This window comes from Acidovorax radicis, assembly GCF_020510705.1.
Classification (GTDB): Bacteria; Pseudomonadota; Gammaproteobacteria; order Burkholderiales; family Burkholderiaceae_C; genus Acidovorax; species Acidovorax radicis_A.
On the sequence record NZ_CP075184.1, the window covers coordinates 1,850,585 to 1,865,247 of the forward strand.

Here is a 14,663-nt window from a genome sequence, read left to right on the forward strand (position 1 = left end):
GGATAACGGAGCCACCGCAGGGGCATTGCTTCGCGAAGCTCGGCAGGCATGTGGAATGCATATTGCGGCTCTGGCCGTGGCTTTGAAAGTCCCGGTGAGTAAATTGGAGGCGCTGGAAGCAGACGACCATGCAGCGCTTCCGGATACCGTTTTTGTCAGGGCTCTGGCGGCCAGTGTTTGTCGGACGCTCAAGATAGATCCTGTTTTGATTCTTTCGCGGCTTCCGCAGAGTGAGAGCCCCAAGCTTTCGACAAACAGCGCGGGCTTGAATGCGCCTGTCAAAGGCAACTTTGGCAAGCATTCCGTGATGTCCTCCTCATCATTTTCGGGCTCCAGTTCATCATCCAAATCCTTCGTGCTTGTCGTGTTGGTTTTGTTGGTCGGCGCTATGGCTTTGTATTTCTATCCTCGCCACACAGTGCAGGAGCAGAACGCTGCGGAAACGTCTAATCCGGTGGCTCCTGCAGCCCCCGTGAACGGCCTGTCGACGGATCCGGCATCTAACGCGGTCCCTCTTGCGGATCGACTCGCTTCCGACGTGGTTTCGGCGAATTCCACCCCTTCGATGGCGGCGGGTCCATACGTGCCTGCGTCGTCGGAGGCTGTTGCCGTTATCCCTGACGTTCCTGTTGCGCCTGCGGCGGGTGCCAGTGCTCCGCTAGTGCCCGTGGCGTCCGCTGGAGCGCTGGTATTGCGTGCCCGTAGTGAGTCATGGGTTCAGGTTCGCGATGGTGCGGGTGCTGTGGCCTTGCAACGAAATCTTGTCGCAGGCGAATCCGTTTCTGTGACCGCTCCGACGCCGCTGGCGGTGGTGATCGGTCGTGCAGATGCCACAGAGGTTGTGGTCAAAGGCAAACCTTTTGATCTGGTGCCTGTGACGCGCGAGAACGTCGCTCGTTTTGAGGTGAAATAGTGGGGAATACTGTGCATGAGTTCGGTCCTGTAGCAATCGCATCCCCCTTGCGTCACGTATCCCGTCAGGCAAAAATAGTCTGGGGATCTCGGGTCGTCACGGTGGGTGGTGACGCGCCTGTTCGCGTGCAATCGATGACCAACACCGATACGGTGGATGCGATTGGCACGGCTATCCAGGTAAAGGAACTGGCCCAGGCTGGTTCAGAGTTTGTGCGGATTACAGTCAATACGCCCGAAGCTGCCGCCGCGGTGCCTTATATCCGCGAACAACTGGACCGAATGGGTGAAAGTGTGCCCCTGGTGGGCGATTTCCATTACAACGGACATCGATTGCTCACAGACTTTCCTGATTGTGCGCAGGCGCTTTCCAAGTACCGAATCAATCCAGGCAATGTTGGCAAGGGTGACAAGCGGGATCGGCAGTTCGGTCAGATGATTGACGCTGCGATACGCTGGAACAAGGCGGTTCGCATCGGTGTGAATTGGGGCAGCTTGGATCAGGAACTCTTGGCGGGCTTAATGGACGTCAATAGTCGCCGTAGTGCGCCGTGGGAAGCGCGCCAGGTCATGTACGAAGCGCTGATCACATCGGCAATCGAATCTGCACGCCAAGCTGAGAAGATGGGGCTGGATGGCAATCAGATCATTCTGTCGTGCAAGGTGAGCGGTGTTCAAGACTTGATATCGGTATATCGAGAATTGGCCCGTCGCTGCAATTACGCCCTGCACCTTGGTCTGACGGAAGCCGGCATGGGAACCAAGGGTACGGTTGCGTCTGCCGCCGCACTCTCTGTGCTTCTTCAAGAGGGAATCGGAGACACGATACGCGTCTCTTTAACCCCTCAGCCTGGGGAAGCGCGTACGCAGGAAGTAGTGGTTGCATCGGAGATTTTGCAGGCATTGGGCCTGCGCGTTTTTGTGCCAAGCGTGACCGCTTGTCCTGGCTGTGGCCGCACTACCAGCACCACGTTTCAGGATCTGGCCAAGCAGATCGACGATTTTTTGCGCGCTCAGATGCCCGTATGGAGAGTCCGTTATCCAGGGGTTGAGAATCTGCGAGTGGCTGTCATGGGATGTATTGTCAATGGCCCTGGTGAAAGCAAACATGCAGATATTGGTATCAGTCTCCCAGGTACCGGGGAGGCGCCAGCTGCCCCCGTCTTTATTGACGGTGAAAAGGCGTTGACACTGCGCGGCGACAGCATTGCCGCCGAGTTCCATCAGATTGTCGAGCGGTACATTGAAAAGCGCTTTGGCGCCGGTGTTCCTGCTTCTTAATTAAGTGCACTTTTCGCTTTCTGTGCGTGTTTGCAGTAGCGAACGGACGTTGCATTCAAAAAATCTGCCTCTATAGAAAAGAAGAGCTGTGAGTCACGAAAAAAGCATTTCTTCCGCCAAACCAGAAAAACTGGTCGCAGTGAAGGGTATGAACGATATTTTGCCCCCCGAGTCTGCCCGCTGGGAGTGGCTGGAAGCCAAGGTGCGCGACCTGATGGCGCGCTACGCCTATCGCAATATCAGAACTCCCATCGTTGAGCCCACTCCTTTGTTTGTGCGCGGGCTGGGTGAGGTCACAGACATTGTTGAAAAAGAGATGTACTCATTCGAGGATCGTCTTAACGGAGAACTCCTGACGTTGCGACCTGAGGCTACTGCGGGTGTTGTGCGGGCGGCTGTCGAACATTCGATGCTCTACGACGGAGGCAAGCGTCTCTATTACATGGGTCCGATGTTTCGCCACGAACGTCCTCAGCGCGGTCGCTATCGGCAATTTCATCAGATCGGTGCGGAGGCCTTGGGTTTCCCGGGCGCAGAAGTCGATGCGGAATTGATCCTTCTTGCGAATGCTCTCTGGCGTGAGTTGGGCTTGGAAAATGTTCGTCTGGAGCTCAACAGTCTGGGTGAACCCAGTGAGCGCAAGACCCATCGTGCCGCATTGATTGCGTATTTTGAGCAGCATGTGGACTCGCTGGATGAAGAGGCTCGCCGACGTCTTCACAGCAATCCCCTGCGTATCCTGGATACAAAAAATCCCGCGATGCAGGCTCTGGTGGACGCAGCGCCCCGATTGATCGATTTTCTGGGCCCGCAGTCGTTGGCGCATTTCGAATCGGTGAAAACGATTCTGAACGCCAACGGAGTGGCATGGACAGTTAATCCCCGGCTTGTGCGGGGCATGGATTATTACAACCTGACAGTCTTTGAATTCGTCACCGATCAGCTAGGCTCGCAAGGCACTATTTGCGGGGGGGGGCGATACGACTATCTCGTCGAGCAGGTGGGGGGAAAGCCTTCACCCGCCGTGGGTTGGGCTCTTGGTGTGGAGCGAGTTCTTGAGTTGATCAATCAGCAAGACAATGTTGCGGTTGTTCCGGTGCCTGATGTGTACGCCGTCATTCCTTCTTCAGCGGCATTGCCTTTGGCGGTGTCAACCATTGAGCGCTTGCGGCAACGAGGCGTCAATGTTCAGATGCACGCTGCAACTTCAGCGGGCATGGGTAGCATGAAATCCCAGTTTAAGAAGGCAGATGCCAGTGGTGCCTTTTATGCGCTGGTATTTGGTGAAGATGAGGCATTGCGTGGCGCTGTCACGATCAAGTCATTGCGCGATGGGAGTGGCACACAAGTGGAGCGATCGCTGGACGCCATTGCCGATTGGTCGAGCACCCTACAATCCACCCGCTAAACGGATCACATTTCATGGCCAATCATCTCGATCTCGAAGAACAAGAGCAGCTTGATCAACTCAAGCATTTCTGGAACACGTGGGGGACGCTGATCAGTACGGTAGTCATCCTTGTAGCGGGCGCAGCCGCTGCTTGGAATGGTTACCAGTATTGGCAGAACCGCCAGGCTGCGCAGGCAGCTGCGCTTTTTGATGCGGTGGATGTGGCTGTGGCGTCTTCGGACCAGGCGCGTGTTGAGCAAGCGTTCAGTGACCTCAAGTCTAAGTACGCTGGCACTACCCAGGCCGGGCAAGCGGGCTTGGTGGTTGCGAAAGCAATGCAGTCTGCAGGAAACACCAAGGGCGCTCAGGATGCTCTTGAATGGGTCGTTGCGCAGTCTTCTGATGGGGGGCTCAAGGCGATAGCCCAATTGCGTTTGTCGAGTCTTCTTATGGATCAAAAAAACTACGATGAGGCGCTTAGACAATTGTCCGGCGATTTCCCTTCTGAGTTTTCGTCCGTTGTTGCTGACCGTAAAGGTGACATCCTTCTTCTGCAGGACAAGCGTCAAGAAGCCGCCAGCGAATATACAAAGGCCTACAAGGATTTTGACGGTAATGTGGAATATCGACGATTGGTGGAAATAAAGTTAAATGCTTTGGGTGTTTCGCCACAAGATGCAGCCAAAGTCGCTGCCGCAACTTCTACTGAGGTGAAGTGAACATGGCATTGACTTTTATTAGTGGTTATGGGCGCAAGGCCTTGGTGCGTAGTTTGGTAGGTGTCGTGGTAGTTGTTGGGTTGGCAGGCTGCTCATTGTGGGGTGGAGGCAGTTCCAAGCCCTTGCCAGCAGATTTAGGGCCCAATGTTGCGGTCCTGGGTGTCCGTCAGGCATGGACGGCGCGTGTGGATGCTGTCGCGGGGTTTCCTCTTGAGATAAATACCGCAGGAAACGTGGTAACGATTGCTTCCGCGGCCGGCACGATTGCTGCAATTGATGCCCGTACCGGGGGCGATCTTTGGCGCATTTCTCTGGGGGAAGCTTTGTCCGCAGGGGTCGGTGGTGACGGCAAGCTGACTGCGGTCGTGTCTCGCAGTAATGCCCTAATTGTTTTGGGCTCGGGCCACGAGCGTTGGCGCGAGCAAATGGCGGCGCAGGTGTTTACTCCACCTTTGATTGCCGGAGGGCGTGTTTTCATCCTTTCGGCCGATCGATCAGTTTCCGCTTATGACGCGTCAAGTGGACACCGCCTTTGGACCCAGCAAAGAACAGGGGAGCCGCTGATTTTGCGGCAGCCGGGAGTGCTTTTGGCCGTCGGTGATACGCTGGTCGTTGGCCTGTCTGGGCGCCTTGTGGGGTTGAACCCCGACAACGGAAGCACCCGATGGGAAGCTCCCATCGGTAGTTCTCGCGGAACCAATGATGTGGAGCGTCTGGTGGAGTTGGTGGGCCCCAGCAGCAAAATTGCCGATAGTGTTTGCGCACGGTCCTTTCAATCTGCGGTGGGCTGCGTCAATGCGGTGCGTGGTTCCGTGGTTTGGACGCAGGCTGCAAATGGAGCGGAAGGCGTTCATGGAGATGCAAACGCACTTTATGGTGTGGAGAGCAATGGCAAGGTGGTGGCATGGCGCCGTAGCAACGGAGAGCGTTTGTGGGAAACCGATAGGCTCAAATACCGCAAGTTGACGACGCCTTTGTTGCTTGGCCGCTCTGTGGTGATCGGGGACGATAGCGGGCTCGTCCATTTGCTTTCACGAGAGGATGGTTCTCCACTCAACCGGATCGTTACGGATGGTTCGGGCATCGCAACTGCGCCAGTTGCTGCCGCAGATACTTTGGTAGTTGTCACCCTCAATGGCGGTGTTTACGGATTTCGTCCGGATTGATCGGTTCTATTTAATGAAGCCAGTTATCGCCATCGTGGGGCGTCCGAATGTCGGTAAATCCACGCTTTTCAATCGTCTGACCAAATCGCGTGACGCCATCGTGGCTGATTTTGCGGGGCTTACGCGTGATCGGCACTACGGCAACGGCAGGCAAGGGAAACACGAATACATTGTTATCGACACAGGTGGCTTCGAGCCCGATGCATCCAGCGGTATCTATCGGGAAATGGCGAAACAGACGCAGCAAGCTGTCGCTGAGGCAGATGTCGTTGTTTTCGTGGTTGATGCTCGCGCAGGAGTGTCCGCCCAAGATCACGACATCGCGAACTATCTCCGACGTTTAGGGAAGCCCTGCGTGCTTGTCGCCAACAAGGCAGAAGGCATGCTTCAAGGTGTGCAGCTTGCAGAGTTCTACGAACTGGGGTTGGGCGAGGTTTATCCTGTATCGGCAGCACACGGTCAGGGCATCCGAGATTTGGTGGAGATTTCTCTGGCGCCACTGCATCTGCCAGATCCGGACGAATCTGAAGATTCTTCAGATAAAAGCGTTATTACATTGGCGGTGGCGGGGCGCCCCAATGTAGGAAAGTCCACCTTAATCAATACTTGGTTGGGGGAGGAGCGGCTTGTTGCATTTGATATGCCTGGAACAACCCGCGATGCGATCACGGTGCCATTTGAACGCAATGGGCAACGCTTCGAATTGGTGGACACTGCGGGCCTTCGTCGCAAAGGCAAGGTGTTCGAGGCGATCGAGAAATTCTCGGTGGTCAAAACACTTCAAGCCATTGAGTCGGCGAGTGTTGTGTTGCTTTTGCTGGATGCGACCCAAGGTGTCACGGATCAAGATGCGCATATCGCCGGATACATTTTGGAGAGCGGGCGTGCCGTTGTTCTTGCGGTCAACAAGTGGGATGCTGTAGACGACTATCAACGTCAGTTGCTGGAACGTTCGATAGAGACGCGCCTCGCCTTTTTGAAGTTTGCTTCAATGCATTTCATCTCGGCAAAAAAACGCCAAGGTCTCGGGCCTCTTTGGTCCTCGATTGCGCAAGCGCACAAGGCGGCAAATTGCAAGATGTCAACGCCGGTGTTGACGAGGCTGCTTTTAGAGGCAGTGCAATTCCAAAGCCCGAAGAGAGCAGGTATGTTTCGCCCCAAGATGCGCTACGCCCATCAAGGTGGCATGAACCCCCCGGTGATTGTGATTCATGGCAATTCTCTGGAACACGTGACCGATGCCTACAAACGTTTTCTGGAAGGGCGTTTCCGTAAGGAATTCGACCTGGTCGGAACCCCGCTGCGCATCGAAATGAAAACCTCGCACAATCCCTTTGCAGAAAAGGACGAGAGTTGAAAACATAGTCTCGTGTGGTGCGGGGCTATGTGCCCGAACCGGCGAAAGCGGTGCTTGCCTGTGGTAAGGTGGTGGTTTACAACAACATTTTGAACACGGAGAATATCGTGAGCAATAAAGGCCAACTTTTGCAAGATCCCTTTCTCAACGCGCTGCGTAGGGAGCATGTACCTGTCTCCATATATTTGGTGAACGGCATCAAGCTGCAAGGACAGATCGAATCCTTTGACCAATACGTGGTTCTTCTGCGGAATACCGTTACGCAGATGGTCTATAAGCACGCTATTTCCACAATAGTCCCAGGCCGTGCGGTCAACTTCACTACTGCAGATACGCCTGATGCAGATAGCAGCAGCACGTAAGTTGTTGTTTTTGCGCTTGATTGTCTTTAGGGGTGGAATGGTCCGAGAAGGTGGCCTGCTTTGAGTTCTGTTGACCTTCTTAAGGCTAGTGCCGCCCCCGTTTTATTGGTGGGGGTGGACTTCGGTCTTCCGCACTTCGACGCGAATCTTGAAGAGTTGGGATTGCTGGCTCAAACGGCTGGCATGGAGCCTGTGGCGCGTATCACTTGCAAACGCAAAGCGCCCGATGCCGCGTTGTTTGTAGGAAGCGGCAAGGCGGATGAAATCCGCACATTGGCCCAAATGCATGGCGCGGTCGAGGTGCTTTTTGATCAGTCGCTTAGTCCTGCTCAACAGCGAAATCTTGAGCGGCATCTAGAGTTGCCTGTCAATGATCGGACATTGCTGATCCTTGAAATTTTTGCCCAGCGTGCGCGCAGTCATGAAGGCAAACTTCAGGTTGAACTTGCAAAGCTGCAGTACGTGAGCACGCGACTGGTTCGTCGGTGGTCGCACTTGGAGCGTCAGACTGGTGGCATTGGGGCCAGGGGCGGTCCGGGTGAGAAGCAGATTGAGTTGGATCGTCGCATGATTGGCGATGCCATCAAACGCACTCAGGAGCGTTTGGTCAAGGTCAAGCGACAGCGGTCTACGCAGCGACGTCAGCGCGAGCGTCGAGATACTTTCAATATTTCCCTGGTTGGGTATACGAACGCCGGAAAATCCACGCTTTTTAACGCGCTGGTAAAAGCGCGCGCGTATGCTGCAGACCAATTGTTTGCAACGCTTGACACTACGACGCGGCAGCTATATCTCGCCGATGCACAGCGGTCAGTTTCGCTGTCCGACACGGTGGGGTTCATCCGCGATCTGCCGCACGGATTGGTGGATGCCTTTCAGGCGACCCTCCAGGAGGCCATTGATGCCGACTTGCTGATTCATGTCGTTGATGCTTCCAATGCGGATTTTCCAGAGCAGATGGCACAAGTTGAGCGAGTATTGCTCGAGATCGGCGCGGCAGATATCCCTCAAATCCTTGTATTTAATAAGTTGGATTCGCTTTCAGCAGACCGGCGTCCGGCGCTGTTGAGTGACCAGTATGAGGTTTCTGGACATTTGTTGCCCCGTTTGTTCGTAAGTGCCAAGTCCGGTGAGGGGGTGAGTCATCTTCGCAGCGTGCTCGCTGCAAAGGTGCTTGCTACACCGTTGGCCATGACCCCAGACCCCTCTGTTGAATTGCCAGATGTTATGCCTTGATTGGGCACAATGATGGATTGATTGACGCCATCAGAGAACCAGAGACTTTGCGCATGAATTTCCAAAATCGAACCCTACGCTGGGCCTCGCTTCCACAACGTATTCGGGGCATGTTCAACCTGAACGATCCTCGTTGGGGGCGTGGTGAGGGTAAGCCCGAGGAGGGTGGGCGTCCTGATGATCGCCCTTCTTCGCCTCCCGCTGCTGGCCCCAATGGCGCTGGCCAACGGCCGACCAACGGACAGCAACCTCCAGATCTTGATGAACTTTGGCGCGATTTGAATCGCAAGCTCGGGGGATTGTTTGGAGGTAAAAATGGCGGTGATCGGAGGCCTGATGGCGGAGGCTCCGGCGGCGGTTTTCAGCCTGATATGAAAAGTGCTGGTGTGGGTGTGGGTGTGATCGCTGGGATCGCGTTTTTGATCTGGATGGGAACTGGGTTCTTCATTGTTCAAGAAGGGCAGCAGGCTGTTATCACACAGTTTGGCAAATACAAGAGCACCGTTGGGGCCGGTTTTAACTGGCGCTTGCCCTATCCCATTGAACGCCACGAGCTTGTTTTTGTGACGCAAATTCGCTCGGCAGATGTAGGGCGTGACACCGTGATCAAAAGCACGGGCTTGCGCGAGTCCGCCATGCTTACCGAAGATGAAAACATCGTTGAAATCAAATTCGCGGTGCAATACCGGTTGAGTGATGCACGGGCTTGGTTATTCGAGAGCAAAAACCCTTCGGATGCAGTCGTTCAAGCTGCAGAAACAGCTGTACGAGAGGTGGTGAGCAAAATGCGGATGGACACCGCTTTGGCTGAGGAGCGAGACCAAATTGCACCCCGGGTTCGCAACTTGATGCAAACGATTCTGGACCGTTATAAGGTTGGTGTAGAGGTGGTGGGCATCAACTTACAGCAGGGCGGTGTGCGTCCACCAGAGCAGGTGCAGGCATCATTCGACGATGTTTTGAAGGCGGGTCAAGAGCGTGAGCGGGCCAAGAATGAAGCCCAAGCCTATGCCAATGACGTGATACCACGGGCCGTGGGCTCGGCATCTCGCATGAACGAAGAAGCGGCGGCTTACAAGGCGCGGATCGTTGCCCAAGCGCAAGGTGATGCCCAACGGTTTTCTTCGATTTTCGCGGAGTATCAGAAGGCGCCTCAAGTGACACGCGATCGCATGTACTTGGAAACAATGCAGCAAATCTATGGCAATGTGACCAAGATTCTTGTGGACTCTCGGCAGGGCTCCAATCTCTTGTACATGCCGCTCGACAAGATTATGCAAAGTGTGGCGAGCGGCGCGGCCTCTGCCGATAGTCCTTCGCTCAATGCGGTGCCATCAACGGTGCCAGCGGTGCCCTCGGCCGCACTCTCGAATGACCAGCGGACGCGGGATACTGGCCGCACCCGCGAACGTGAAACACGCTAGGAGCAATTCGTGAATAGAGTTGGATTTATTGCATCCACCTTTTTGGTGGTCCTCGCATTGATGAGCTCCATGCTTTTTGTTGTCGATCAACGGCAATTTGGTGTGTTGTACGCATTGGGGCAAATTAAAGAGGTGATCACGGAGCCCGGTCTCAATTTCAAGCTGCCACCGCCTTTTCAGAATGTGAGTTACATCGACAAGCGTTTGCTGACCTTGGACAGTACGGACGCGGAACCCATGTTGACGGCCGAAAAGCAGCGTGTTGTGATTGACTGGTACGTCAGGTGGCGTATTTCCGAGCCTACGGAGTACATCCGTAATGTGGGTCTTGACGAAAGTGCGGGCTCTATGCAACTCAACCGCGTGGTTCGCAACGCCTTCCAAGAGGAGATCAACAAGCGCACGGTCAAGGAATTGCTTTCGGTTAAGCGAGAAGCCTTGATGGCAGATGTCAAGCGTGAAGTGCTTGATGCTGTGCGCGGCGCCAAGCCTTGGGGTGTAGATGTGGTTGATGTGCGGATCACCCGCGTGGACTATGTCGAGGCGATCACAGAGTCGGTCTACAGGCGAATGGAGGCAGAGCGCAAACGTGTTGCAAACGAATTGCGTTCTACAGGCGCGGCCGAGGGTGAAAAAATTCGTGCCGATGCTGATCGGCAGCGAGAAATTGCTGTTGCAAATGCCTACCGTGATGCACAGAAGGTGAAGGGGGAGGGTGACGCAGAAGCTGCGCGCATTTATGCCGAAGCTTTCAACCGTGATCCCCAGTTTGCGCAGTTTTACCGCAGTCTCGAGGCCTACAAATCAAGTTTTAACAAGAAGAGCGATGTCATGGTCGTCGACCCTTCATCCTCGGATTTTTTCAAGGTGTTTCGAGGAAACGCGCAAGGAGCCTCTCAGGTCGCTCCACGAAAGTAGTCGCCTGCTGCTCAATGCTCCCGACGCACCGTGGTGAGTAGCTGGGGGCGTTGGCTTTGGGGTTCTTATCATGGAAGAGGGTGGGACCCCTCTGCCCTCCCTAAAGCTGGCGATGTGTGGCTTTCTGCGAGTGCTTGTTGTGCGACGGTCAGATACATTTTTTGCGTTGCTGTCCGTTCCTAGTGGAGTAGGTGTGCGTTGGCTTTGAACGCGGTTTCTATCTACAGACTGGAGTATTCTTTGGAGACTCACAGCAGGTGCCGGTAGAATCGCGGTTTTAACAGCCTCCCCTTTTCTACATGTCTGCTTGGGTCCTGCCGGATCACATTGCCGATGTCTTGCCGTCCGAAGCGCGGCACATCGAAGAATTGCGTCGCGGGCTGCTTGATACAGCTCGTCGTTATGGATACGAGCTGGTTATGCCGCCTTTGATGGAGCACCTTGAGTCGCTCCTTACCGGCACTGGTGAAGCGCTCGATCTCCAGACGTTCAAATTGGTAGATCAAATCTCTGGGCGTTCGTTAGGGTTGAGGGCCGATACGACTCCGCAGGTTGCTCGTATAGACGCCCATCTGCTTAATCGCAAGGGAGTTACGCGGTTGTGTTATTGCGGTCCCGTATTGCACACACGCCCTGATCGCCCGCATGCCACGCGTGAGCCTCTGCAGTTTGGTGCAGAGATCTATGGGCATGTTGGACTAGAGGCTGATCTGGAGGTAATGCAACTGGCACAGGAGTGCCTTCGCGTGGCTGCGGTACGAGACACCATCGTGGACCTTGCGGATGTTCGCATTGTTCGAAATCTGCTTGCAGGCGAGGTAGTGCGCCCGCAGCAGTTGAATGGTATTTATTCTGCACTTGCGGCTAAGGATGCAAGTGAGTTGGCCTCACTCACCAAGGAATTTTCTTCGGCATCGCGTGAGGGGTTACTCGCTTTATTGGGGCTTTATGGTGATTCTTCGGTTTTAATTGAAGCCGAAAAAGCGCTTGGGCGTATACCTGGCATGGCTGATGTGCTATCAAATTTGAAATGGATTGCGTCGCGTCTTGAGAGTGCCTCCGTCACATTCGATTTGGCAGATCTGCGCGGATATGCCTATTACAGTGGTGCTCGTTTCGCCATTTACGCCCGTGGTGCCACGGACGCGCTCGCCCGAGGTGGCCGTTACGATGAGGTCGGCGCTGTGTTTGGGCGCAATCGTCCCGCTGCAGGTTTTAGTCTGGATATTAAGCAGTTGGTGGGTGTCGTCGCGCCCCGGGCTTTGAACGCGGCGATTCGCGCGCCATGGGGGGAAGCCGCAGATGTGAACGCCGCTATCTCCGAGTTGCGTGCAGCGGGGGAGACCGTGGTTTGTGTTTTACCAGGACATGAAAGCGAAGTGGACGAGTTTCACTGCGATCGTGAATTGGTGCGGGTTGCTGGCCGTTGGGTCGTGCAGGCTATTTGAGCAATTGTCATTTGAATTGGGTTTGAGATGAAAGCAACCAAAGGTCGCAACGTCGTGGTGGTCGGTACCCAGTGGGGCGATGAAGGCAAGGGTAAGTTAGTCGATTGGCTGACTGAGAGTGCTCAAGGGGTGGTTCGGTTTCAAGGTGGGCACAATGCAGGGCACACGTTGGTGATCAACGGAGTGAAAACGGCGTTGCATTTGATTCCGAGTGGAATCATGCGTCCTGGCATCAAGTGCTATATCGGCAATGGCGTTGTTCTATCTGCTGCCAAGTTGTTCGAAGAAATCGAAGGACTTGAAAAAGCAGGTGTGGAAGTGCGATCGCGCTTGCGCGTCAGTGAAGCTTGTCCACTCATTCTGCCTTTTCATGCCGCTATCGACGTGGCCAGAGAGGCCGCTCGGGAGCAGGGTGGGACGGAAAAAATTGGTACGACGGGGCGGGGGATTGGTCCAGCATACGAAGACAAAATTGCGCGGCGTGCACTTCGCGTGCAAGATTTGAAGTACCCAGAGCGGTTCGCGACCAAGTTGCGTGAGTTGCTTGATCTCCACAATCATGTGCTGACGACATATCTCCATTCGGACACGTTTGTGTTTGGAGATGCGCTGAAGCCATATCTGATGGATGGGAAAGTTCAATTCGACGTGGTCTACGCTGAGGCCATGCGTCATGCCGAGATGCTCAAACCCATGATGGCAGACGTGTCGCGAGAATTGAATGACGCCAACAAGTTGGGCGCTAATCTGCTATTTGAAGGGGCGCAAGGAACGTTGCTGGATGTGGATCACGGAACCTATCCCTATGTGACGTCCAGTAACTGCGTGGCAGGCAATGCTGCAGCCGGCGCTGGGGTCGGTCCCGGCATGTTGCATTACATCCTGGGAATCACCAAGGCCTATTGCACGCGTGTTGGCGGAGGTCCTTTCCCCACTGAGCTGGATTGGGATGTGCCAGGTACCCCCGGATACCACATGAGCACGGTGGGCGCCGAAAAGGGGGTGACTACCGGGCGTAGTCGCCGTTGTGGCTGGTTTGATGCGGCGCTCTTGAAGCGCAGTGCCCAAGTCAATGGTCTGTCTGGTTTGTGTATTACGAAGTTGGACGTCCTGGATGGATTGACGGAATTATTGTTGTGTACCGGCTATGAGTTGGATGGTGAACGCATCGATATCTTGCCCATGGGCGCAGAGGACATCGCGCGATGCACCCCAATTTACGAAACACTTTCTGGTTGGAGTGAATCCACTGTGGGGGTGACGGACTACGCGAAGCTGCCTGAGAGTGCGCGTCGTTATTTGGAACGTATCGAGCAAGTGACGGGCGTGCCGATCGACTTGATTTCTACCAGCCCAGATCGTGATCACACGATCATGATGCGCCATCCATATGTCGCTGACTAAGCGCTACCGCTTTCTATCAGGAGTCGTTTCATGTTGACCGAAGACGGAAAACATCTCTACGTCAGTTATGACGAATACCATAGCCTCATTGAAAAGCTGGCTTTAAAGGTGCATCAGTCAGGTTGGGAGTTTGATACCATCCTGTGTCTCGCTCGTGGGGGCTTGCGACCAGGGGACATCCTGAGCCGGATTTTTGACAAACCGTTGGCCATCATGTCAACGAGTTCGTACCGCGCGGAGGCAGGCACTGTACAAGGTCACTTGGACATTGCTCGCTTTATCACCACGCCAAAGGGTGAAATTGCTGGCAAGGTGTTGCTTGTCGATGATCTTGCTGATTCAGGGCACACCCTTCATGCGGTGATCAGCATGTTGAAGACCAACTACGCTCCTATTACAGAGTTGCGTAGTGCGGTAATTTGGACAAAGGGCCTTTCCAACTTCTCGCCAGATTACTCGGTGGAGTTCTTACCCACCAATCCCTGGATCCATCAGCCTTTTGAGGGTTACGACAGCCTTGGTCCGGCCAAGCTGCTTGAGAAGTGGAGGGTATGATGGCTTTCGGCCGCGGTTTGGGGATTTTTCTGGATGCCGCGCTTCAATCCATGCTATAGTCGAAGGCTTCGCTCAAGACACATCCCAGTGCTGTGTTTGGGTTGCAGGCGGTGGATGGGCTCTTTGGGCTTGGTGCCGATTGCGACGGATGATGTGAAGGAAAAAACAAGAAGTTTTGTTTCTGAGTGGTGTAAAAACCGATGTAGAATTCAAGGCTTCGCTGAGTAAGGGTTGATCTGGCTGCCGAGGCGCTGATTGATCAGAAAAGCAAAAAAAGTTTGCCGGGACTTAAAAACTCGTGCTAGAATACAAGGCTTCGCTGATCGCAGCAAAGCAAAGATTGCAAAGAGATTACGGTTTGTTTGTTGTCTGGTTCATTAAAAATATACAGCCGATAAGCGTGGGCGTTTGATGGCGAGTGCCAAGTTCTTTGGAACTAGTGCTTAGCACTACAAACGCTCATGAGAGAGAAGTGAAGTTCACTTCAATTC

General features: G+C 54.4%; 13 protein-coding genes. All 13 read left to right on the top strand.

Annotated features, from left to right (window positions below):
- Nucleotides 1-55: 55 nt before the first annotated feature.
- Nucleotides 56-913: a RodZ domain-containing protein gene (locus tag KI609_RS08465; protein WP_413463389.1), complete on the top strand. Its 858-nt coding sequence runs from the start codon at nucleotides 56-58 to the stop codon at nucleotides 911-913.
- A gap of 11 nt (nucleotides 914-924) precedes the next feature.
- Complete coding sequence (gene ispG / locus KI609_RS08470) at nucleotides 925-2,193, top strand: flavodoxin-dependent (E)-4-hydroxy-3-methylbut-2-enyl-diphosphate synthase (RefSeq protein WP_413463422.1); 1,269 nt, start codon at nucleotides 925-927, stop codon at nucleotides 2,191-2,193.
- A gap of 148 nt (nucleotides 2,194-2,341) precedes the next feature.
- On the top strand, nucleotides 2,342-3,601 hold the full coding sequence (gene hisS, locus KI609_RS08475) for a histidine--tRNA ligase (protein ID WP_226450262.1): 1,260 nt from the start codon (nucleotides 2,342-2,344) through the stop codon (nucleotides 3,599-3,601).
- A 14-nt stretch (nucleotides 3,602-3,615) separates the two neighbouring features.
- Nucleotides 3,616-4,302 (top strand): YfgM family protein, encoded by a 687-nt coding sequence (locus KI609_RS08480; protein WP_226449045.1) that lies wholly within the window; start codon nucleotides 3,616-3,618, stop codon nucleotides 4,300-4,302.
- A 2-nt stretch (nucleotides 4,303-4,304) separates the two neighbouring features.
- Nucleotides 4,305-5,468, top strand: a complete 1,164-nt coding sequence (gene bamB / locus KI609_RS08485) for an outer membrane protein assembly factor BamB (RefSeq protein WP_226449047.1) — start codon at nucleotides 4,305-4,307, stop codon at nucleotides 5,466-5,468.
- 13 nt (nucleotides 5,469-5,481) lie between these two features.
- Entirely contained in the window at nucleotides 5,482-6,825 is a 1,344-nt protein-coding gene (gene der / locus KI609_RS08490; RefSeq protein WP_226450265.1) for a ribosome biogenesis GTPase Der, read from the top strand.
- 107 nt (nucleotides 6,826-6,932) lie between these two features.
- Nucleotides 6,933-7,187, top strand: coding sequence for an RNA chaperone Hfq (gene hfq / locus KI609_RS08495; RefSeq protein WP_226450267.1), 255 nt, complete (start codon nucleotides 6,933-6,935; stop codon nucleotides 7,185-7,187).
- Between the two features lie 60 nt (nucleotides 7,188-7,247).
- The gene (hflX, locus tag KI609_RS08500) at nucleotides 7,248-8,423 is read left to right on the top strand and encodes a GTPase HflX (RefSeq protein ID WP_226449049.1); all 1,176 of its coding nucleotides are present in this window, start codon (nucleotides 7,248-7,250) and stop codon (nucleotides 8,421-8,423) included.
- A gap of 53 nt (nucleotides 8,424-8,476) precedes the next feature.
- Nucleotides 8,477-9,847: an FtsH protease activity modulator HflK gene (gene hflK, locus KI609_RS08505; RefSeq protein ID WP_226449051.1), complete on the top strand. Its 1,371-nt coding sequence runs from the start codon at nucleotides 8,477-8,479 to the stop codon at nucleotides 9,845-9,847.
- A gap of 9 nt (nucleotides 9,848-9,856) precedes the next feature.
- Nucleotides 9,857-10,765, top strand: coding sequence for a protease modulator HflC (gene hflC / locus KI609_RS08510; RefSeq protein ID WP_226449054.1), 909 nt, complete (start codon nucleotides 9,857-9,859; stop codon nucleotides 10,763-10,765).
- A 299-nt stretch (nucleotides 10,766-11,064) separates the two neighbouring features.
- Entirely contained in the window at nucleotides 11,065-12,213 is a 1,149-nt protein-coding gene (locus tag KI609_RS08515; protein WP_226449056.1) for an ATP phosphoribosyltransferase regulatory subunit, read from the top strand.
- Nucleotides 12,214-12,240: 27 nt separating this feature from the next.
- Nucleotides 12,241-13,617, top strand: a complete 1,377-nt coding sequence (locus tag KI609_RS08520; protein ID WP_226449058.1) for an adenylosuccinate synthase — start codon at nucleotides 12,241-12,243, stop codon at nucleotides 13,615-13,617.
- A 30-nt stretch (nucleotides 13,618-13,647) separates the two neighbouring features.
- A complete protein-coding gene (locus tag KI609_RS08525; RefSeq protein ID WP_226449060.1) occupies nucleotides 13,648-14,172 on the top strand; it encodes a phosphoribosyltransferase in 525 nt (174 codons plus the stop codon).
- The last annotated feature ends 491 nt before the right edge of the window (nucleotides 14,173-14,663 follow it).

Coding starts and splice junctions, on each gene's coding strand:
- KI609_RS08465 (WP_413463389.1), top strand. CDS start 56: ATGCATATTGCGGCTCTGGCCGTGGCTTTGAAAGTCCCGGTGAGTAAA.
- hisS (WP_226450262.1), top strand. CDS start 2,342: ATGAACGATATTTTGCCCCCCGAGTCTGCCCGCTGGGAGTGGCTGGAA.
- KI609_RS08480 (WP_226449045.1), top strand. CDS start 3,616: ATGGCCAATCATCTCGATCTCGAAGAACAAGAGCAGCTTGATCAACTC.
- bamB (WP_226449047.1), top strand. CDS start 4,305: ATGGCATTGACTTTTATTAGTGGTTATGGGCGCAAGGCCTTGGTGCGT.
- der (WP_226450265.1), top strand. CDS start 5,482: ATGAAGCCAGTTATCGCCATCGTGGGGCGTCCGAATGTCGGTAAATCC.
- hflK (WP_226449051.1), top strand. CDS start 8,477: ATGAATTTCCAAAATCGAACCCTACGCTGGGCCTCGCTTCCACAACGT.
- KI609_RS08515 (WP_226449056.1), top strand. CDS start 11,065: ATGTCTGCTTGGGTCCTGCCGGATCACATTGCCGATGTCTTGCCGTCC.
- KI609_RS08520 (WP_226449058.1), top strand. CDS start 12,241: ATGAAAGCAACCAAAGGTCGCAACGTCGTGGTGGTCGGTACCCAGTGG.
- KI609_RS08525 (WP_226449060.1), top strand. CDS start 13,648: ATGTTGACCGAAGACGGAAAACATCTCTACGTCAGTTATGACGAATAC.